Origin of the sequence: Sphingomonas ginsenosidimutans (assembly GCF_002374835.1) — a bacterium.
GTDB classification, from domain to species: domain Bacteria; phylum Pseudomonadota; class Alphaproteobacteria; order Sphingomonadales; family Sphingomonadaceae; genus Sphingomonas; species Sphingomonas ginsenosidimutans.
The window spans coordinates 61,008-81,215 of the sequence record NZ_NWVD01000008.1; the positions used below are offsets into that span (position 1 = coordinate 61,008).

Annotated in this window: 20 protein-coding genes; 9 read left to right on the plus strand and 11 right to left on the minus strand. The window is 69.3% G+C overall.

Annotated features, from left to right (window positions below; genetic code table 11):
• Positions 1-102: 102 nt before the first annotated feature.
• The 3 genes from COA17_RS14920 to COA17_RS14930 all read left to right on the plus strand — a co-directional run bounded on the left by COA17_RS14920 (position 103) and on the right by COA17_RS14930 (position 3,073).
• A complete protein-coding gene (locus COA17_RS14920) occupies positions 103-2,244 on the plus strand; it encodes a prolyl oligopeptidase family serine peptidase (protein ID WP_245857845.1) in 2,142 nt (713 codons plus the stop codon).
• 80 nt (positions 2,245-2,324) lie between these two features.
• The gene (locus COA17_RS14925; RefSeq protein ID WP_096613530.1) at positions 2,325-2,666 is read left to right on the plus strand and encodes a WYL domain-containing protein; all 342 of its coding nucleotides are present in this window, start codon (positions 2,325-2,327) and stop codon (positions 2,664-2,666) included.
• 38 nt (positions 2,667-2,704) lie between these two features.
• Complete coding sequence (locus COA17_RS14930; RefSeq protein WP_245857846.1) at positions 2,705-3,073, plus strand: DoxX family protein; 369 nt, start codon at positions 2,705-2,707, stop codon at positions 3,071-3,073.
• On the opposite strand, the gene COA17_RS14935 is transcribed toward COA17_RS14930, so the two are convergent.
• On the minus strand, positions 3,051-3,545 hold the full coding sequence (locus COA17_RS14935; protein WP_096613534.1) for a DUF5872 domain-containing protein: 495 nt from the start codon (positions 3,543-3,545) through the stop codon (positions 3,051-3,053). The genes COA17_RS14930 and COA17_RS14935 overlap by 23 nt on opposite strands.
• A gap of 46 nt (positions 3,546-3,591) precedes the next feature.
• Entirely contained in the window at positions 3,592-5,901 is a 2,310-nt protein-coding gene (locus COA17_RS14940; RefSeq protein ID WP_096613661.1) for an ATP-dependent helicase, read from the minus strand.
• Positions 5,902-6,011: 110 nt separating this feature from the next.
• Here COA17_RS14940 and COA17_RS14945 point away from each other — a divergent pair, with 110 nt between their 5' ends.
• The 4 genes from COA17_RS14945 (at position 6,012) to COA17_RS14960 (ending at position 10,113) form a co-directional block, all read left to right on the plus strand.
• Positions 6,012-6,416, plus strand: a complete 405-nt coding sequence (locus tag COA17_RS14945; RefSeq protein WP_245857848.1) for a GFA family protein — start codon at positions 6,012-6,014, stop codon at positions 6,414-6,416.
• The gene (locus COA17_RS14950; protein ID WP_096613536.1) at positions 6,413-6,823 is read left to right on the plus strand and encodes a nuclear transport factor 2 family protein; all 411 of its coding nucleotides are present in this window, start codon (positions 6,413-6,415) and stop codon (positions 6,821-6,823) included. The genes COA17_RS14945 and COA17_RS14950 overlap by 4 nt, the downstream gene beginning before the upstream one ends.
• Positions 6,824-6,925: 102 nt before the next feature.
• Complete coding sequence (locus COA17_RS14955) at positions 6,926-8,560, plus strand: inorganic phosphate transporter (protein ID WP_096613538.1); 1,635 nt, start codon at positions 6,926-6,928, stop codon at positions 8,558-8,560.
• A gap of 251 nt (positions 8,561-8,811) precedes the next feature.
• Complete coding sequence (locus COA17_RS14960) at positions 8,812-10,113, plus strand: MFS transporter (RefSeq protein ID WP_096613540.1); 1,302 nt, start codon at positions 8,812-8,814, stop codon at positions 10,111-10,113.
• Positions 10,114-10,116: 3 nt separating this feature from the next.
• Here the strand turns inward: COA17_RS14960 and rsmD are convergent, their stop codons facing one another.
• Both rsmD and COA17_RS14970 read right to left on the minus strand, forming a co-directional pair.
• Positions 10,117-10,656 carry a 16S rRNA (guanine(966)-N(2))-methyltransferase RsmD gene (rsmD, locus tag COA17_RS14965; protein WP_096613542.1) on the minus strand — a complete coding sequence of 180 codons (540 nt, stop codon included), beginning with the start codon at positions 10,654-10,656 and terminating at the stop codon, positions 10,117-10,119.
• Entirely contained in the window at positions 10,653-11,711 is a 1,059-nt protein-coding gene (locus COA17_RS14970) for a pseudouridine synthase (protein ID WP_141397114.1), read from the minus strand. Before COA17_RS14970 ends, rsmD begins: the two co-directional genes overlap by 4 nt.
• A 103-nt stretch (positions 11,712-11,814) precedes the next feature.
• On the opposite strand from COA17_RS14970, the gene COA17_RS14975 reads away from it, so the two are divergent.
• The gene (locus COA17_RS14975) at positions 11,815-12,240 is read left to right on the plus strand and encodes a response regulator (protein WP_096613544.1); all 426 of its coding nucleotides are present in this window, start codon (positions 11,815-11,817) and stop codon (positions 12,238-12,240) included.
• On the opposite strand, the gene COA17_RS14980 is transcribed toward COA17_RS14975, so the two are convergent.
• The gene (locus COA17_RS14980; protein WP_096613546.1) at positions 12,237-13,376 is read right to left on the minus strand and encodes an aromatic ring-hydroxylating oxygenase subunit alpha; all 1,140 of its coding nucleotides are present in this window, start codon (positions 13,374-13,376) and stop codon (positions 12,237-12,239) included. The genes COA17_RS14975 and COA17_RS14980 overlap by 4 nt on opposite strands.
• A 63-nt stretch (positions 13,377-13,439) precedes the next feature.
• Between COA17_RS14980 and COA17_RS14985 the strand changes: the two genes are divergently transcribed.
• Positions 13,440-14,774, plus strand: a complete 1,335-nt coding sequence (locus COA17_RS14985; protein ID WP_096613548.1) for an AmpG family muropeptide MFS transporter — start codon at positions 13,440-13,442, stop codon at positions 14,772-14,774.
• A 10-nt stretch (positions 14,775-14,784) separates the two neighbouring features.
• Here the strand turns inward: COA17_RS14985 and COA17_RS14990 are convergent, their stop codons facing one another.
• The 6 genes from COA17_RS14990 to COA17_RS15015 all read right to left on the minus strand — a co-directional run bounded on the left by COA17_RS14990 (position 14,785) and on the right by COA17_RS15015 (position 20,150).
• Positions 14,785-15,225, minus strand: coding sequence for a DUF6628 family protein (locus COA17_RS14990; protein WP_066486855.1), 441 nt, complete (start codon positions 15,223-15,225; stop codon positions 14,785-14,787).
• Between the two features lie 71 nt (positions 15,226-15,296).
• Positions 15,297-16,610, minus strand: a complete 1,314-nt coding sequence (locus tag COA17_RS14995) for a bifunctional folylpolyglutamate synthase/dihydrofolate synthase (RefSeq protein ID WP_096613550.1) — start codon at positions 16,608-16,610, stop codon at positions 15,297-15,299.
• Positions 16,611-16,631: 21 nt separating this feature from the next.
• Positions 16,632-17,498 (minus strand): acetyl-CoA carboxylase, carboxyltransferase subunit beta, encoded by an 867-nt coding sequence (gene accD / locus COA17_RS15000; RefSeq protein WP_066486859.1) that lies wholly within the window; start codon positions 17,496-17,498, stop codon positions 16,632-16,634.
• Complete coding sequence (gene trpA / locus COA17_RS15005) at positions 17,495-18,295, minus strand: tryptophan synthase subunit alpha (protein WP_096613552.1); 801 nt, start codon at positions 18,293-18,295, stop codon at positions 17,495-17,497. The genes accD and trpA overlap by 4 nt, the downstream gene beginning before the upstream one ends.
• A complete protein-coding gene (trpB, locus tag COA17_RS15010) occupies positions 18,292-19,521 on the minus strand; it encodes a tryptophan synthase subunit beta (protein WP_096613554.1) in 1,230 nt (409 codons plus the stop codon). The genes trpA and trpB overlap by 4 nt, the downstream gene beginning before the upstream one ends.
• Positions 19,518-20,150, minus strand: coding sequence for a phosphoribosylanthranilate isomerase (locus tag COA17_RS15015; protein WP_096613556.1), 633 nt, complete (start codon positions 20,148-20,150; stop codon positions 19,518-19,520). The genes trpB and COA17_RS15015 overlap by 4 nt, the downstream gene beginning before the upstream one ends.
• Positions 20,151-20,208 lie beyond the last annotated feature (58 nt).

The following is a 20,208-nucleotide window of genomic DNA, read 5'->3' on the forward strand; positions in this document are numbered from 1 at the left end:
CCTCCGCTGCGGTGACGGCGGGTGGGACGCCGCAGCCGCGCTCTTGTTCCCGCGAGCGTCCGCGCGCAAGTTGGCGTCATGAAAAGAAAGGTCGAGAAACGCATGATCGTGGGTCGAGGAATGACGATGGCGGCGGTGGCCGCACTGATGCTGACAGGCGCCGGCATGGTTGCGCCCGCGCCGGCAAGCGCGCAGACGGCGGCGATGACCGACACGAAGGCTGCGCCGCAGGACGATCCCTATCTGTGGCTGGAGGACAAGGACGGCGCGAAGCCGCTCGCCTGGGTGGAGGCGGAAAACAAGCGCACGCTGGCGCGGCTTCAATCCGATCCGCGCTACCAGACCTTCTATCAGGAGGCCTATGCGATCGCGGCGGCGAAGGATCGTATCCCGATGCCGGCGCAGGTGATGGGAAGGATCGTCAATTTCTGGCGCGACGCCGACCATCCGCAGGGCGTGTGGCGGTGGACGACCCCCGCCGACTACGCCAATCCTGCGCCCAAGTGGCAGACGCTGATCGACCTCGATGCGCTGGGCAAGGCGGAGGGGCACAAATGGGTGTGGAAGGGCGCCACCTGCCTGCAACCCGACGAACGCCTGTGCCTGGTCGCGCTGTCCGAGGGCGGCGAGGATGCGGTGACCTATCGCGAATTCGATCTGGCCGCCGGGCGATTCGTCGACGGTGGCTTCACCCTGCCGACGTCGAAACAGGGCGCGGCGTGGCTCGACAAGGATACGCTGCTGGTGTCGCGTGACTGGGGCGCGGGGACGATGACCGCATCGGGCTATCCGTTCGTGGTCAAGGCGGTGAAGCGCGGCCAGCCGTTGTCGGCGGCCACCGAGCTGTACCGCGGCCAGCCGGGCGACCAGCTGGGCACCTATGCCTCGGTCATGACCGATGCGGCGGGCAACAAGGCGGTGATCGTCGAGCGGCGCCCGACCTTCTTCGGCGGCGAAAGCTTCATCATGGTCGACGGCAAGCTCGTGAAGCTGGACATGCCGGCGCGCGTGTTCGCGCAGGGGCTGGTCGACGGGCAGTTGCTGTTCCAGACCAGCGAGGCGTGGGGCGACATTCCCGCTGGGGCGATCGCCAGCGCGCCGCTGAGCGCGGTACGCACCGGGCGCTTCACGCCGGAGGTGGTGTTCGCCCCCGGTGCGCGCCAGACGGTCGACGGATTCGCGACGACGCGGCACCACGTCATCGCCAACGTCTATGACAATGTCCGTGCGACGCCGATGGTGTTCACGCATGCCGATGGCCGCTGGACGTCGCGCGCATTGCCGCTGGCCGACAACGCCTCGATCGACGTCGTCAGCACGACCGACTCCAGCGACCAGGCCTATATGCAGGTCACCGGTTTCCTGACGCCGACGACCTTGTGGGCGGTCGACGCCAGCGGCGCGACGAAACCGGCCGAGGTGAAGGCGTTGCCCGCGAAGTTCGATGCGTCGCGCGACGTGGTCGAACAGTTCGAGGCGACGTCGACCGACGGCACGAAGGTTCCGTATTTCGTCGTCCACCGCAAGGATGCGAAGCTGGACGGCAGCACGCCGACGATCATGACTGCCTATGGCGGGTTCGAATCGTCGATGACGCCCTATTACTCCGGCATCACCGGCAAGCTGTGGCTGGAACGCGGCGGCAGCTTCGTGCTGGCGAACATCCGCGGCGGGGGCGAGTTCGGGCCGAAATGGCACGACGCCGGACGCAAGACGAAGCGGCAGGTGATCTATGACGATTTCGCCGCGGTGGCGAAGGACCTGATCGCGCGGCGGCTCACCAGCGCGGCGAAGCTGGGCATCTATGGCGGGTCGAACGGTGGGCTGCTGATGGGGGTGGAGTTCAACCAGCATCCCGAATTGTGGAAGGCGGTGACGATCCAGGTGCCGTTGCTGGACATGCTGCGCTACGAACAGATCGCGGCCGGCGCGTCCTGGGTGGACGAATATGGTTCGGTGACGGTGCCGGAAGAGCGCGCGTTCCTGGCGAAGATTTCGCCCTATCAGAACATCCGCCGCGGGGTGGCCTATCCCGAACCCTATATCTGGACCACGACCAAGGACGACCGCGTCGGGCCGCAGCATGCGCGCAAGTTCGCCGCGCGGCTGAAGGAATATGGCCTGCCGTATCTGTTCTTCGAGGATACCGCCGGCGGCCATTCGGGCGACGCGGATATTGAGCAGGGCGCGCGGTTGCAGGCGTTGCAGATGACCTATTTTGCGCAGAAATTGCTGGGCCAGTAGAATGTGGCAGGGCCGGGCGGTCGACGGATCGCCCGCCCGGTTCTTGCTGCAACGCAGCGAATTGCGCTAAGGGTAGCGCGATGGAAGCCGAACCCGATGGCCGCGCAGGCGGCGCCGTGCCCGATACCGTTCCGATCGTTTTCGAAGCGATCGTCAAGCAGCAGGCGATCGCCGCCACCTATAATCGTGGCAGCGTGACGCTGGCGCCGCACATCATCTATACCAAGCATGGCGAGATCTATCTCGACGCGATGACGATCGAGCGCGACGGCCAGCCGCCGAAGGAGCCGAAGATCGGCGCGTTCAAGCTCGCCGGTCTCAGCGGGCTGCGCATCACGCCGCGCCGATTCCGGCCGAGCGAATTGTTCACCCCCGGCGACGCCAAATATGAGGGCGTGACGCTGCTGGCGGTGGAGCTCTGAGCCAGCCGGACGAGACGCGGGCGCGGTCGATCGGTCGCGTGCTGCTGATCGCTTTCTATGCGCTGGCGGGCGTCGCGCATCTGGTCGTCACCGATGCGATGGTGCGGATCGTCCCGGCGTGGGTGCAGATGCCGCATGCGGTGGTGATCGCCACGGGCCTGTGCGAGCTGGCAGGCGCCGCCGCGCTGGTCACGCACCGCTGGCGACGTGCCGCCGGATGGGCGCTGGCGGCCTATGCGCTGTGCGTCTGGCCGGCCAACGCGCACCATGCGATCATCGACCTGTCGGGCGGCACTGGGCTCCCGATCTGGTATCACGCGCCACGGCTGGCGTTGCAGCCGGCGATCATCTGGTGGGCGCTATGGGCCAGCGGCGCAGTGCGCGTCAGCCGTCGAGCGCCGCGATAAGCTGATCCCTGGTCATTTTCGACCGACCGGGAATGTCGCGCTTCCTCGCCTGTTCGTACAGGTCGGCGCGGGTGCGGTGGTCGTGGTGGCGGCGCGTCTTGCGGGCGATATCAGCCGGCTGGGCGGAGAATTGCCGCCCCTTGCCGGTGTCGTCACGCTTGCGCGCGGTGGTGCGGCGATATTCGTCGTCGCTCAGTTCCTCGCGCGCGGCCTTGGGCAGATAGCGTTCGCCGGTCTTGCCGCTTTCCTCCCCGGACCGGGTGCCCCAATCCTCCTTCGTCCAGCGGTGCAGCGCGTTGTCGGGGTCACGCGCGCCGCGATAGCCGCCGCCGCGCTTCTTGTATTGCGCGACCGCCAGCTGTGCCTTGCGCGCCGACCATTGGCCGGGGCGGCCGCCCTTCGATCCGGCGGTGACCTCCTGCTTCACCTCCTCCCACAGCGCGGCGTCGGTCCTCTCGGCGGTTTCGGACATGGCGTCGCTCCTTCGCGCGCGCCAACGCGCGAGCGCGGGGCAGGGATCAGGCCGGGGTGACGAAACTGTCCATCACGCGCTTGCGCCCGGCCTGTTCGAAATCGATCTCCAGCTTGTTGCCCTCGATCTCGGCGATCGCGCCATAGCCGAATTTCTGGTGGAAGACGCGCTGCCCGGTCACCAGGTCGCCGCGCCCCTTGTTGCCCAGGCTGACCGCCGACGCGCGGCTTTCGACCACGCGCACCGGTTCGCGAGTGAAGGTGCGGCTGGTCCATTCGCCGCCCGGCTTGCTGCCCAGCGCGCCCGCCGCGCGCTGCCACCCCGGCCCGCGGCCGGTGCCGCGCGCGACGTCGGCGAACGGATCGGCACGTTCGGACCAGTTGGCGCGCCACAGGCTCTCGCCCCCCGACATGCTGGTCTCGCTGTCGATATGGTGCGGCGGCAGCTCGCCGACGAAGCGCGACGGGATCGAGCTGGTCCACTGGCCGTAGATGCGGCGGTTGGCGGCATGGAGGATCGTCGCGCGGCGGCGCGCGCGGGTGATCGCGACATAGGCGAGGCGGCGCTCCTCCTCCAGGCTGCGCGTGCCGCCCTCGTCCAGTGCGCGCTGCGAGGGGAAGATGCCTTCTTCCCAGCCGGCCAGGAACACCGTGTCGAACTCCAGCCCCTTGGCGGCGTGGATGGTCATGATCGTGACCTTGGGATCCTCGCGCGTCGCCTCATTGTCCATGACGAGGCTGACATGCTCCAGGAACGCGCCGAGGCTTTCATATTCCTCCATCGCGCGGACCAGTTCGGACAAATTCTCCAGCCGACCCGCTGCCTCGGTCGACTTTTCCGCCTGCCACATCGCGGTATAGCCGCTTTCGTCGAGGATCTGGCGCGCCAGTTCGGGGTGCGGCAGGTCGCGCGCCATGTCGCGCCAGCGGGCGATGTCGCCGACGAAATTGCCCAGGCTGCGGCGCGCCTGCGGGGTCAGTTCGTCGGTATCGAGGATGCGTGCGGCGGCGATCGTCAGCGGCATTCCCCCGGCGCGCGCCAGCTGGTGCAGCTTGGCGATCGCCTTGTCGCCCAGCCCGCGCTTGGGGGTGTTGACGATCCGTTCGAACGCCAGGTCGTCGGCGGGCTGGTTGACGACGCGCAGATAGGCGAGCGCATCGCGGATCTCCGCCCGTTCGTAGAAGCGGAAGCCGCCGACGATGCGGTAGGGCAGCCCGATCGAGATGAAGCGATCCTCGAACTCGCGGGTCTGGTGCTGCGCGCGCACCAGGATGGCGACGTCGTCCAGCGACGTGCCGGAACGCTGCGCCGCCTCGATCTCGTCGCCGACGCGGCGTGCCTCTTCCGGGCCGTCCCAGACGCCGAGCACGCGGACCTTCTCGCCCGCGTCCAGCTCGGTCCACAATTGCTTGCCCAGCCGCCCGCCGTTGTTGGCGATCACGCCGCTGGCCGCGCCCAGGATGTGCGGGGTGGAGCGGTAATTCTGTTCCAGCCGGATCACGGTGGCGCCGGGGAAGTCCTTCTCGAACTTCAGGATATTCTCGACCTGCGCGCCGCGCCACGAATAGATCGACTGGTCGTCGTCGCCGACGCAGCAGATGTTGCGCCGCTCCTGCGCCAGCAGCCGCAGCCACAGGTACTGGACCGAATTGGTGTCCTGATATTCGTCCACCATGATGTAGCGGAAGCGCTGCTGATACTGTTCCAGCACGCTGCGCTCGCGCTTCAGGATGGTCAGGACGTGGAGCAGCAGGTCGCCGAAGTCGCAGGCGTTCACCGCCCTCAGCCGCTCCTGATACTGCTGGTACAATTCGCCGCCTCGGCCGTTCGCATAGCGTTCGCTTTCGCCCGCATCGACCTCCGCCGGGGTCAGGCCGCGGTTCTTCCATTCGTCGATCAGCCCCGCCAGGCTGCGCGCCGGGAAACGCTTCTCGTCGATGTCCGCCGCGACGATCAGCTGCTTGATGAGGCGCAGCTGGTCGTCGGTGTCGAGGATCGTGAAATTGGATTGCAGCCCGACCAGCTCGGCATGGCGGCGCAGCATCTTCGCGCCGATCGCGTGGAACGTCCCCAGCCACGGCATCCCCTCCACCGCCTCGCCCACCAGCCGCCCCACGCGCTCGCGCATCTCGCGTGCGGCCTTGTTGGTGAAGGTGACGGCCAGAATCTCCGACGGCCAGGCGCGGCGGGTGTAGAGCAGGTGCGCCAGCCGCGCGGTCAGCGCCGCGGTCTTGCCCGTGCCCGCGCCGGCGAGCACCAGCACCGGCCCGTCGGTGGTCAGCACGGCCTGCCGCTGCGGTTCGTTGAGGCCGGACAGGTACGGTGCGGCGTCGGTGGTAGGGGAAAGCTCGGTCACCGACGAACAGGTAGGGAACGCGCGCCGCCGCGGCAAGCCGCCGCGCGACGTCACGCTTGCATCGCGCCGCGCATCGTGGGAACATAGCATAAACAAACGGGAGAGACGGCGTGACGATCAGCGGCAGGTGCCATTGCGGCGCCGTAACCTTTCAGGCGCAGGGCGAACCGGCACATCACGCCATCTGCCATTGCGGCGACTGCCGCCGCTGGGCCGGTGCGCCGATGGTCGGCTGGATCGCGTTCCAGGAAGATCAGGTGCGAATCGCGGGCACGACCGCCGACTATCGATCGTCGGAGCTGGGAACGCGCACCTTCTGCCCGGCATGCGGCACGGGCCTCTTCTATCGCAACGCCACAATCCTGCCGGGGATTGTCGATATTCAGTCGGCGACGCTCGACCATCCCGAGGATCATTCGCCGGGCGCGCAGATCATGGTACGCGAACGACTGCCCTGGGCGGCGGGGATCGCCGACCTCCCCGCCTTCGCCACCTATCCGGGAGTCGACGCATGAGCGATGCGATCCACCGCTGGCACGATTACATGCGCGCGCCGGACGCCGCCGCGCTGGAGGCGATGCTCCATCCCGACGTGGTGTTCCAAAGCCCCGCCGTGCACACGCCGCAGCGCGGGCGTGAGGTGACGATGCGCTATCTGGGTGCGGCGGCGGTCGTGCTGGGCGGCCCCGATTTCCGCTACGTCAACGAATGGCGCGGGGACGGATCGGCGGTGCTCGAGTTCGAATGCACGCTGGCCGACGAAACGCAGGTCAACGGCGTTGATATCATCGAATGGGACGGCGACGATCATATCACCCGCTTCAAGGTGATGATTCGCCCGGTGCGTGCGCTGAACGCGGTCATCCCGCTGATGGCGGCCGAGCTGGCGAAGCTGGCCCCGCCCGATAGCTCTCACGGCTGAACCCCCGCGGTCCCGTCGCGACACAGCGCCGCCGCGCGTTGCGCCGCTGGGGGGCGCATCCGTCATGAGATTGTCACGGACGGAGACGATGGGGCGAAGGTGATGGCTACCATTGTCCCCGCGGAGGCTCAGGCGGCCGCCGCTCCGTCGACCCGGCGGTTCGATGCCCCGGTTCATCCCGTGGCGCGTCTGCTGTTCCTGGCCCTGGTGGTCGGGGGCTTCGGCTATGCTGCGGTCAGCGTGATCCGCGATACGCAGCTGGTGGGGACCCCGCTGGCAAGCGGGGTATTCCTGTTCCTGGTGCTGGCGTTGCTGATCGCGCTCGGCTTCGAATTCGTGAACGGTTTCCACGATACCGCCAATGCGGTGGCGACGGTGATTTATACCAACTCGCTGCCCGCCCATGCCGCGGTGGTGTGGTCGGGATTCTTCAATTTCCTGGGCGTGATGCTGTCGTCAGGCGCGGTCGCCTATTCGATCGTCACGCTGTTGCCGGTGGACCTGATCCTGAATGTCGGATCGGGGGCGGGCTTCGCCATGATCTTCGCGCTGCTGCTGGCGGCGGTGGTGTGGAATCTGGCGACCTGGTATGTCGGGCTCCCCAACAGCTCCAGCCACACGCTGATCGGATCGGTGCTGGGCGTCGGCTTCGCCAACCAGCTGCTCAGCGCTGGCCGGGGCGGCACCTCGGGCGTCGACTGGAGCCAGGCGAGCAAGGTGCTGACCGGATTGTGGATGGCGCCGCTGATCGGCTTCTTCGCGGCGGCGCTGCTGCTGGTCGTGCTGCGCTACGTCACGCGCAACCCGAAGCTGATGGAGGCGCCGGAGGGCGACGCCCCCCCGACGCGGGGTATCCGGGCGCTGCTGATCTTCACCTGCACCGCGGTGTCGTTCAGCCACGGGTCGAACGATGGGCAGAAGGGCATGGGCCTTATCATGCTGATCCTGATCGGATGCGCGCCCACCGCCTATGCGCTGAACCGTACCCAGCCAGCGAGCGAAACGCCGGCCTTCGTCGCCAGCGCGCAGGCCGCGTCGACGGTGCTGGTGCGCAAGGGCGCGGCGGCGGTGCCGCTGGAGCGCGCGCGGCCCATCCTGGTCCGGGCGCTGGAGCAGCGCGCCACCGTCGATCCGCTGGTGTACGGCGCGGTGGTCAGCGTGTCGGACGACCTGTCGCGCCGCGTCTCGGCATATCGCGCGCTCAGCAACGTTCCCGCCGGGGCGACGCAGAACGTGCGCAACGACATGTACCTGGTGCTGGAAACGATGCGGGCGATCGCCAAGGCCCCGAAGGCGGGGCTGAGCGCCGCGGATGTCGACGAGCTGAAGGCGTATCAGGAACGGCTGGAGAAGGGCACGCGCTTCATCCCGCTGTGGGTCAAGATCGCGGTCGCGCTGGCGCTGGGGCTGGGCACGATGATCGGCTGGAAGCGGATCGTCGTCACGGTGGGCGAGAAGATCGGCAAGCAGCACATGACCTATGGCATGGGCGCGTCGGCGGAGCTGGTGGCGGCGGGCACGATCCTGGCGGCGGACCGCTTCGGCCTACCGGTGTCGACCACGCACATCCTGTCGTCGGGCGTCGCCGGCGCCTCGGTGGCGAGCGGGCAGGGATTGCAGCGCCGCACCCTGCTGCAGCTCGCCGCGGCGTGGCTCCTGACGCTGCCGGTGGCGATGCTGCTGTCAGGAGTGCTGTACTGGATGCTGTTGCTGGTCGTGCGCGCGGGCGGGCTGTAAGCGCAGGCCTGTTCGCCGGGCCGGTATGAAAAAACGGGGCGGCGCCTGGGCAGGTGCCGCCCCGTAGTTCAGGGAAGGTCCGGGCGAGGGGGCTTTGCCCGGTCCGCGAGGCGCCCCACAGGGGGAGGGGCAGCCACCAAGCCCGCCTAGCGGTTCAACATTGCTGCAATGTGTCGGTCCGAGAGGATTTCGTGACCGAAGCGTGCGATTTGCGCGTTGACGCCCGCCCCCCGCGGCGTCGATGAGACGCCATGTCGTCCGAAGCCCCTCATGCCGCCCGCCCGGCGCCCGATCCGACCGCGTCCCACCGCCGAATCCTGCTGGCCAGCCTGGTCGGTACGTCGGTGGAATTCTACGATTTCTATATCTACGCCACCGCCGCTTCGCTGGTGTTCGGGCCGCTGTTCTTTCCCGCCAGCAGCCCGTCGGCGCAGTTGCTCGCCTCTTATGCCAGCCTGGCGGTGGCGTTCTTCGCGCGCCCGGTCGGAGCCTGGGCGTTCGGCCATTACGGCGACCGGATCGGGCGCAAGTCGACGCTGGTCGCCAGCCTGATGCTGATGGGCGGATCGACGCTGGCGATCGCGTTCCTGCCGACCTATGCGACCGCCGGTTATTGGGCGCCGGTGCTGCTGTGCGTGCTGCGCTTCGGCCAGGGGTTCGGGCTGGGCGGCGAATGGGGCGGGGCGGCGTTGCTGGCGGTGGAGAATGCCCCGCCGGGGCATCGCGGCCGCTACGGGATGGTGCCGCAGTTGGGTGCGCCGGTCGGCTTCATTGCCGCCAACGGGCTGTTCCTGCTGCTGGGGCTGGCGATGACGCCGGCGGAATTCATGGCATGGGGGTGGCGCGTGCCGTTCCTGCTGTCGGTGGTGCTGGTCGCGCTGGGGCTGTGGGTGCGGGTGCGCATCGCCGAGACGCCGGCGTTCGCGCAGGTGCTGGAGGAAGGGCCGCCGCCGGCGGTGCCGGAGGGTGAGCTGCTGCGCGGGCATTGGCGCGCGGCGATCGGCGGCACGCTGGGCGCGGTGGCGTGTTTCGCGGTCTATTATCTCGCCACTGCCTTTGCGCTGGGTTACGCGACGACGACGCTGGGGGTGAACCGCCAGACGTTCCTGGCGATGCAGCTGGCGGCGATCCTGTTCATGGCGGTGGGCATCGCGCTGTCGGGGGCATGGGCGGACCGCACCAGCCCCGCGCACGTGTTGAAATGGGGCTGCGTCGGCGCGGTGGTGGCCGGGTTCGTGCTGGCGCCGGGGCTGGGATCGGGATCGCTGGTCGCGATGTTCGCCAGCATGGCGTTCGCGTTGTTCGTGATGGGTTTCGTCTATGGCCCGCTGGGAGCGTGGCTGCCGGGGCTGTTCCCGGCGCGCGTGCGCTACACCGGGGTCAGCCTGGCGTTCAACATGGCGGGAATCATCGGCGGCGGGCTGACCCCGGTGGCGGCGCAGGCGCTGGCGGATCGCGGCGGCCTGCCGCTGGTCGGCGGCTATCTGGCGGCGATGTCGCTGCTGAGCCTGATCGCGCTGCTGGTCATGCGCACGCCCCGCGACGCCCGCTGAGCGTCAGGCGAGCCGCAGCAGCGTCAGCCGCGCGCGGCCGTGGTGGCGATCCGCCTCCACGGTGAAGCCGGCGACCTCGACCGCCTCGGCCTTGGCGGTTTCGATCGACAGCCACGTCGCCGGGCCGATCCAGCCGAGCCGCGCCAGCTTGTCCGCCGCCACCGCGCCCGCGCCGGTGCCATAGGGCGGGTCCATCATCACGATATCCAGTGGCGCACGCGCGGGGCCGAGCGCCAGCACCGATCCGGCGCGCACGTCGGTGCCGGCCGCGCCCAGCTTCGCGATGTTGGCGCGCAACGCATCGATCGCGGCCTTGTCCTGCTCCACGAACAGGCACGATGCCGCACCGCGCGACAGCGCCTCCAGCCCCAGCGCGCCGGAACCGGCGAACAGATCGGCGACCGCCAGCCCCTCGAAACTGCCGACACGGCTGGCCAGCATGGAGAACAATGCCTCGCGCGTGCGATCGGCGGTGGGGCGGGTGGTGTCGCCTTTCGGCGCGACCAGCGGGCGGCCGCGCCAGGCACCGGAAATGATCCTCATGCCCGCGGCTTCCGCTTCGGGCCGGAGCGGGTGGGGCCGGTGCGCGGCTTGGGCTTGGCCCAGCCGGGCTGGCGCTTGATCTTCGCGGGCCGCGTCGGTGCCGCCTCGACGGGTTCGGCCGGGGCCGGGGCGGGCTTGGGTCGGGGCGCAGGTTTGGGCCGGATGGGGGATCCGGGGTTCGGCCTCGCGGAATCGCGCGGTGCGCCGGGATGCGGTGCGCCGGGGCGCGAACCGGCGGGACGCGGCGCAGCGGGACGCGCGCGTACCGGCGCGCGCCGGCCGGCGACCGATACGTCGGGCGTCGCCGGACGGATTGGCGCGGCGGTCTTCAGCGTTTGCCGGAATGCGACCAGATCGGCGACGCGCACCTCGCCCACGCCCCCCACCGGCAGGTCGCCGAGCACGAACGGGCCGTAGCGCACGCGGATCAGCCGGCTGACGCGCAGGCCGAGATGTTCCAGCACGCGCCGCACCTCGCGGTTCTTGCCCTCGCGCAGCGTCATCTCGACCCAGACGTTGGCGCCGGTGCGGCGCTCCAGATTGGCGTCGATCGAGCCGTAGCGCACGCCCTCGATCTCGATACCGTCGATCAGATCCTCCAGCTGCTGCTGGCTGACCTGGCCATAGGCGCGCGCGCGATAGGTCCGCTCCACCCCTGTCGAGGGGAGCTCCAGCTGGCGCTTCAGCCCGCCGTCAGTGGTCAGCAGCAACAGCCCCTCGGTATTGAGATCCAGCCGGCCGACCGGCACCAGCCGCGGCAGATCCTTGGGCAGCCGGTCGTAGATCGTCGGGCGGCCCGCCGGGTCGCGCTCGGTGGTCAGCACGCCGGTCGGCTTGTGGAACAGGAACAGCCGCGCGGGTTCGGGCGCGGCGACCGGCTGGCCGTCGACGGTGACGCCATGGAGCGAGCGCAGCACGGTCGCGGGGGTGGTCAGCGCCACGCCGTCGAGCGCGACGCGCCCTTCTTCGATCATCCGCTCCACTTCGCGGCGGGAAGCGACGCCCGCACGTGCGAGCAGCTTGGCGATACGGTGTTGGGGGCGATCATCGGCCATGGCGGCTCATTAGCGGATCGCGACGTCACCGTGCGGAAATATTTGCGGCGATGTACGCTCGGCTGCGTTATGCTTGCGCAACGACGGGAAAACGGCCAGCCCCATGATATTCGGACGCAAACGACGCGTGATCACCCGCCTGCTGGTGGTGGAGGACGAACCGCTGGTCGCGTTCGATACCGAACACCTGCTGACCGAGGAAGGCTATGAGGTCGTCGCGACGGTCGATCGCGTCGCGGATGCGGTCGCGGCGATCGAGCGCGACGCCGCGATCGACCTGATCCTGGCCGACATCAATCTGGCGGACGGCAACGGCATCGACGTGGCGCGCCATGCGCAGGCGCGCGGCATCGCGGTGCTGTTCGTGTCGAGCCTGTGCCCCGCGGATGCGGCCGCGCTGGCGGTCGGGTGCCTGGCCAAGCCCTATGCGCAGCGCGACCTGCTGGGCGCGGTCGATGCGATCGATCGCACGCGTCAGGGCAAGCGACCGCGGTCGCTGCCGTCCGGCCTGCGGCTGTTCGCGGGCTAGAGCCGCGCTTCCACCTGATCATGGAACAGGCGGATGCCCGCCTCCAGCGTGCCCAGTGTTATGCGATCGATCGCGCCGGATGACAGCCCCTGCTGCCCCAGCGCGGCGGCGCGGAAATCCTCCGCGGCGAAGACTCCGCCGTCGAGGAGGTTCCAGCTCTTTTCCCAATGGCGCAGCGCCTTTTCGGTCGCCGGCGGCTCCGGGATCAGCATGAAATCCTCCACCCAGACGCGGTCGTGCGCCTGCGGCATCAGCACCATCAGGTTGACGTAATCGGGGCTGACGATCAGCACCGCGCCCGGAAACATCTGATAGGTGTAGGTGATCGCGCCGCGCAGCGTCGGCCAGTCGGCAGCGCGCACCGCCGCCGCGTCGACGTCGCGCCCCACCGCCGATCGCTGGTGCGAGCCGATCGTGTCGGCGGAGGCGACGCCGTCCTTGAAGAACGGGCCGATCGTGTCGGCGTGGAGGCGCAGCACGTGATAGCTTTCCAGGAAGGCATCCATGATGAGCTTCCAGTTGGCGTCGACGCGATGCGTGCGGCGGCGGAACAGGTGCATCTGCGCCAGGCCGAACGCGTCGAAGTCCAGCCCCAGCGCGTCCGCCTCCGCGAAATCGGCATCCCCGGTGAAGCTGAACCAGATCAGCCCCCCCGCCTCGCGCGTGGGAAGGCGAGTCAGCCCGAACGCTTCCTTGTCGAGGCCCGGAAAGGCATCGCCGCGCGGCAGCCCCGCCAGCCGGCCGTCGAGCGCGTAGCTCCACGCATGATAGGGGCAGACCAGCCGCGGCGCGCACACCGCTTCCTCGCCCTCTACCAGCCGCGTGCCGCGATGCTTGCACACGTTGAGGAAGACGTGCGCCTGCCCGTCGCGGTCGCGCGCGATCAGCAGCGGCTTGCCGAAGCCGTCGTGCGGAACCGCCATATTGGCTTGCGGCAGCAGCGCCGAGGGCGCGGCGACCAGCGGCACCTTCGTGAAGATGCGCGCCTGTTCAGCGGCGTGGCGTGCCGGATCGGTATAGGCCGCGGCATCGACATGCGTGATGCCGATGTCCCGCCGTCGCCCGCCATCGGCGAGCAGCCGGGCGAGCGCCAATTGGCCAGGCGTGGGCGCCAGCGCGCCGACAGGTGCGTTCATGGGCTTACCTCTCCGTATTTTGTCGATAGTGTTGCGCCCTTCATTCTTCGGAGCAAGCGTTTGATGGCGGGCAGGACGGACGGGCGGACGTGGGTGGATGGCGTGCGCCCCTATGTCGAACGCGGGCCGCTGGCGGCGTTCGCGCTGGGCGTGTCCTCGGGCTTCCCTTACTCGATGATCGCCGCGACGCTGACGACGCGGCTGGCACAGGACGGGATCGACAAGAAGACGGTCACCGCGTTCAGTCTGGCGTTCCTGGTCTACAACCTGAAATTCCTGTGGGCGTGGATGATCGATGGCGTCCGCCTTCCGGTGATCGGCGGGCTGGGACAACGGGTGTCGTGGCTGCTGCTGACCGGCGTGCTGGTGATCGCGGCGGTGACCAATCTGGCGCTGGTCGATCCGAAGGCGGACATCGCCGCCGCGGCGACCGCGGCGATCCTGGTCGGTGCGGCGGGGGCGACGTTCGACATCGTCATCGACGCCTATCGCATCGAGATACTGGAGCCGCGCCAGCTGGGCGTCGGATCGGGAATGAGCCAGTACGGCTGGCGGATCGGATCGGCGGGCGCGGGCGCGCTGGCGCTGGTGGTGGCGGCGCGGCACGGCTGGGCGGCCGGCTATCTGGCGTGCGCGGCGCTGGCACTGCCGGCGATGCTGGCGGGTCTCATCGTCGGCGAGCCGCGACGCCATCGCGAGCCGCAGGCGCGGCGCGGCGCCGGTCAGGCGATCGCCGCGGCGTGGCAGCCGTTCGTCGAATTCTTCGCGCGGCCGGGTGCGATCGTGATCCTGCTGTTCATCCTGATCCACAAGATCGGCGACACGCTTGGGCAGCTGGTGCTGCGCCTGCTGCTGGACGACATGCGCTTTTCGAATGACGAAATCGCGCTGTACGATGTCGGCATCGGTTTCTGGGCGTATCTGATCGGCATCTTCATCGGCGGCGCGCTGTACGCACGGCTGGGGCTGAAACGGTCGGTGTTCATCAGCCTGCTGCTGATGGCACTGTCGAACCTCAGCTTCGCGTTGCTGGCGATGGCGGGCCATTCGAACGCCGGGCTGGCGGGTGCGATCCTGTTCGAGAATATCGCTTCCGGTATCGGCGGGGTGACGGTGGTCGCCTATTTCTCCGCGCTGTGCGACCTGCGCTTCACGGCGGCGCAATATGCGTTGATCTCCGCGGCGGCAAGCGTGGTCGGACGCGTGTTGACCGGGACGACTGCGGGCGGGCTGGTAGAGCGGTTCGGCTTCGTCAATTTCTACCTGCTGACAACGATCGTGGCGATCCCGGGGGTGCTGATCTTCTGGTGGATGAGCCGGTCGGGGCTGGTCGACCGGTCGGTCGGCAGTGCCGGGATCGAAGGGCCGGGGGACGCGCGCGACGGCGCGTCCGCCTGACCACGCCGCCTTACATCGCCACAGGTCGCCCTTCGTCGGCGAAGGCGGCGGCGACCGCCGCCGCGCTGGCGAGGACGCCGTCCACCCCGCGCTGACCCAGCAGGTCCTGCATCAGCAGCCGCGCGCTGTCGCTGCGCGTCTCCACCCGCGCCAGCACCGACAGCAGGGTGCGTTCGGCCGGGGTCATCCGCGCGCAGCAGCATGGCGCGATCGCGATCGGCTGCGTCGCGCTGGCCGCCATGTCGGCCATGAACGCGCGCATCAGCGTCAGCGGGCGGCGAAACGCTTCGCCGAACGTGGAGAACAGCACATGCGCCGCGCGGGCATCGCCCAGCCCGTGCGCGCCCATCCGACGGATCGCGAACAGCGCGACGCGGGCATGGCCACACGGCGGCAGCGCATAGGGCAGGGTGGAGAGCGTGGCAGTACCGGTCAGCGGCATATCGGTCATGATCGAACGACTCCTCGTGTCGCAAGGAGGATCGTCCAGCCGCTATTGCAAGTCAATCGCAATCTATCGGGTCAGTCCGGCAGCTTGTCGTTGGCGGCCAGCACCATGCCCGCCAGGTACAGCGACCCCGCGAAAAGCATGACCGCAGGCGGCTCCCCGCGCGCCGCCAGCGCGGCGACGGCGGCGATCGGATCGGTGGCGGCGAATGCGGTCGCGATCCCCAGCGAGCGCGCCAGCGCGACCAGCGCATCGGGGGCGTGATGCTCGTGCCCCGGCACGGGCACCGCCACCAATGTGTCGATGCGATCGGCGAACGGGCGCAGGAACCCCGCCGGATCCTTGTTCGCCAGCATCCCCACGACCAGCGCGCGCGGCGCGTCAGTGGCATCGATCCACCCGGCGATCGCGTCGCCCGCGGAGGGGTTGTGCCCGCCGTCCAGCCAGAAGGCGGTGGCCGGCAGCGCCGCGGTCAGCGGGCCGGGGGCGAGCCGTTGCAGGCGCGCGGGCCAGCGTGCCGTGCGCGCGGCGGCGGCCAGCGCGGCATCGGGGATGCGCACCGCATCCTGATGGCGCAGCATCGCCGCCGCCAGCGCCAGATTGTCGCACTGATGCGGTCCCGGCATCGTCGGGATGGGGAGCACGAGCGCGCCGTTACGGTCGGTGTAGGCGATGCCCTCCGGCGTGCTCCGGGCCTGCCATCCGGCACCTTGCGCCAGCAGCGGCGTGTCGGCGGCCTTTGCGGTGCGCGCGATGACCTGCGCGATTCCGGCGGGATAGGCCATGGTGAGCAGCGGAACGCCCGGCTTCGCGATCCCGGCCTTTTCGGCAGCGATCTGTTCCAGCGTGTCGCCCAGGAACGACTGATGATCCAGCCCCAGCGCGGCGATGCCGCACGCGACGGGGGCGGGCAGCACGTTGGTGGCGTCCAGCCGGCCGCCCAGCCCGACCTCGATCACGCAGGCATCGGCGGGGTTCCGTGCGAAGGCGAGGAACGCCGCCGCGGTCGTCACTTCGAAAAAGCTCGCACCGATATCGCCGCCGGCGTCGAGCACCTCCGCCAGCAAGGCCGCCAGCGTCGCATCGTCGATCAGCGTCCCGGCGATGCGGATCCGTTCGTTGAACCGCACCAGATGCGGGCTGGTATAGGCATGGACGCGGCACCCCGCGGCCTCCAGCGCGGCGCGCAGGAAGGCGCAGGTCGATCCCTTCCCGTTGGTGCCCGCGACATGGAAGACCGGGGGCAGCGCGCGCTGCGGATCGCCCAGCCGCGCCAGCAGCCGGGTGATCCTGTCCAGTCCCAATATGTCCGCGCCGGGGGATAACGCCCACAGCCGGTCGAGCTGCGCCTGGACGGCCGCGTCCGCGGAAACGGCGTGATCGGCCATGGTGTCAGCGCCCTGCGCGGGTCAGGCCGCTGCCTTCCGTGCCCCGCACAGATAGCCGATCACCGTCGCCAGCCGCTCGCGCAAATCGCGGCGGTGGACGATCATGTCGATCATCCCGTGCTCCAGATAATATTCGCTGGTCTGGAAATCGTCGGGCAGCTTCTCGCGGATCGTATTCTCGATCACGCGGCGACCGGTGAACGCCAGCGTCGCCTTGGGCTCGGCGATCTGCACGTCGCCCAGCATCGCATAGGCGGCCATGACCCCGCCCGACGTCGGATCGGTCAGCACGACGATGTACGGCAGGCCGGCGTCGTGGAGCATCTGGATCGCGACGGTGCTGCGCGGCATTTGCATCAGGCTGAGAATGCCTTCCTGCATCCGCGCGCCGCCCGATGCGGTGAAGACGACGAACGGCGCCTTGTCGCGGATCGCGGCCTCCACGCCCTGGATGAACGCCTCGCCCACCGCCTGGCCCATCGAACCGCCCATGAAGGCGAAGTCCTGCACGCCGATCACGACGCGGTGGCCGTGGATCGTGCCACGTGCGTTGAGGAAGGCATCCTGCTCGCCGGTGCCGGTGCGTGCGGCCTTCAGCCGATCGGCATAACGCTTCGAGTCGCGGAACTTCAGCGGGTCCTCGACCGCCTTGGGCGCGGGCAGCACCTCGGCGCTGCCCTCGTCGAGCAGGTAGGCGAAGCGTTCGCGCGGGCCGATGCGCTCGTGGTGGTCGCACGTCGGGCAGACGTGGAGGTTCTCCTCCAACTCCTTGGCGAACACCATCGTCCCGCACCCCTTGCACTTGTGCCAGAGGTTGTCGGTGGTCTGCTGCTTGGCGCCGGGGACGATCCCCGACAGCGCGTTGCGGACGTTGCTGAGCCAGCTCATGCGGGTTGCTTTCGTGCGTCGGCCAGCGCAGCCGACAGGGACTGGACATAGGTGGTGACCGGTGCGGCCGCGGCGGCACCGTGTTCGGCGACGATCTCCACGATCGCGGAGCCGACGACCACGCCGTCGGCGACCCGGCCGATCGCGCGCGCCTGTTCGGGGGTGCGTACGCCGAAGCCGACCGCGATCGGCAGGTCGGTCGCGCCCTTCAGCCGCGATACCGCTTCCTCGATCGACGCCTGCACCGCCTGCTGCTTGCCGGTGATGCCGGCGACGGAGACGTAATAGACGAAGCCGCTGGCGCCGCCCAGCACGCTGCCCAGCCGCGCCGCATTGGTGGTGGGGGTGGCCAGCCGGATCAGATCGACCCCCGCCGCGCGCAATGCGGGGCCGAGCGCATCGTCCTCCTCCGGCGGCACGTCGACGCAAATGACGCCATCGACGCCCGCATCGCGCACCGTCGCGGCGAACCAGACCGCCCCGCGACGCAGCATCGGATTGGCATAGCCCATCAGCACCAGCGGTATGTTTGGATGGCGCGCGCGGAACCCGGCGGCGATGTGCAGGATGTCGGCGGTGGTCGTGCCGGCGCCCAGGCTGCGGATGTTCGCCGCCTGGATCGCGGGGCCGTCCGCCATCGGATCGGTGAACGGCATCCCCAGTTCGATCACGTCGGCCCCGCCCGCGACCAGCGCGTCGAGGATCGCGGGCGTCGCCGCAGCATCGGGATCGCCCGCGGTGACGAAGCAGACGAGCGCGGGCCGCTCGGCGCGGAAGGCGTCGGCGAGGCGGGTCACATCGACACTCCCAGCGCCTCGGCGACGGTGAAGATATCCTTGTCGCCGCGTCCGCACAGATTGGCGAGGATGACCTGATCCTCGCGCATCGCCCGCGCGCGGCGCGTGACCGCCGCGATCGCGTGCGCCGGTTCCAGCGCAGGGATGATCCCCTCCGTCCGGCACAAAAGCTGGAAGGCGTCCAGCGCCTCGCGATCGGTGACCGACGTGTATTCGACGCGGCCGATATCCTTCAGCCACGCATGTTCGGGGCCGATGCCCGGATAATCGAGACCGGCGGAGATCGAATGCGCCTCCGCGATCTGGCCGTCGTCGTCCTGCAGCAGATAGGTCTTGTTGCCGTGGAGCACGCCGGGGAAGCCGCCCGCCAGGCTGGCGGCATGGCGCGCGTCCAGACCTTCGCCGGCCGCCTCGACGCCCAGCATCGCGACGTCGCTGTCGTCCAGGAACGCATGGAACAGCCCGATCGCGTTCGATCCGCCGCCGATCGCGGCGACCAGCAGGTCGGGCAGCCGCCCGGTGCGCGCCAGCATCTGCGCGCGCGCCTCGCGCCCGATCACGCTCTGGAAGTCGCGGACCAGTTCGGGATAGGGGTGCGGTCCGGCGGCGGTGCCGATGATGTAGAAGGTGTCGTGGACGTTGGCGACCCAGTCGCGCAGTGCCTCGTTCATCGCGTCCTTCAACGTGCGCGCGCCGCTTTCCACCGCGCGCACTTCCGCGCCCAGCAGCTTCATGCGGAACACGTTCGGCGCCTGCCGCTCGACGTCCTTGGCGCCCATGTAGATGATGCACGGCAGGCCAAAGCGCGCGCACACGGTCGCGGTGGCGACGCCATGCTGCCCCGCCCCCGTTTCCGCGATGATCCGCGTCTTGCCCATGCGGATCGCCAGCAGGATCTGGCCGATGCAATTGTTGATCTTGTGTGCGCCGGTATGGTTCAGTTCGTCGCGCTTGAACCACACCTGCGCGCCCATGCCCGGTGCCGCGCCGTCGCGCAGCGCCTCGGTCAGCCGCTCGGCATGATAGAGCGGCGAGGGGCGGCCGACATAATGTTCGAGCAGGTCGTCGAACTGCGCGGCAAAGGCCGGATCCTGTTTCGCGGCGCGATACTCGCGCTCGAGATCGAGGACGAGCGGCATCAGCGTCTCGGCGACGTAGCGGCCGCCGTAGTCGCCGAAATGGCCGCGCTCATCGGGTTGTGCACGGAAGGAATTGGGAGCGTTCATAGTGAGGCGACCCGTTGCAGGAAGGCGGCGATCTTGTCCACGTCCTTGACGCCGGGCGCGGTCTCCACGCCCGAGGACACATCGACCAGCGGGGCGCCGGTCCGGCGCACCGCGTCGCCCACATTGCCCGCGTCCAGGCCGCCGGAGAGCGCCCAGGGCAGGGGATGGCGGAAGCCGTCGAGCACCGACCAGTCGAATCGCACCCCCATCCCGCCGGGCAGTTTCGCGCCGTCCGGCGTCTTGGCATCGTACAGGATCAGGTCGGCCGCGCCGGCGACGCGCGCGGCATTGTCCAGATCGGCACGCGTCTTCACCGCGACGACCGCCCATATCTCGCGCCCACAGCGCGCGCGGATCGCGGCGATCCGGTCCGGCGCGGTCTTGTGCAGCTGGATCGCGTCGAGCGTGTCGGCGGTGGCGTCGAGCAGCGCGTCATCGGGATCGACGAACACTCCGACGCGGCGGGCATGCTGCGGCATCCGCTGTGCCAGCGCGCGTGCCCGTTCTGGGGCGATATAGCGCGGGGAAGGCGCGAAGAAGTTGAACCCGACATGGCTCGCTCCCCCGGCGATGGCGGCGTCGAGCGTCGGTGCGGTGGACAGGCCGCAGATCTTGGCGGTGGCGGGCATGACGGGCGATATAGGGGCGGCGGGCGCGTTTGTCCCCCACCCGTGTCGCGTCGTGCCG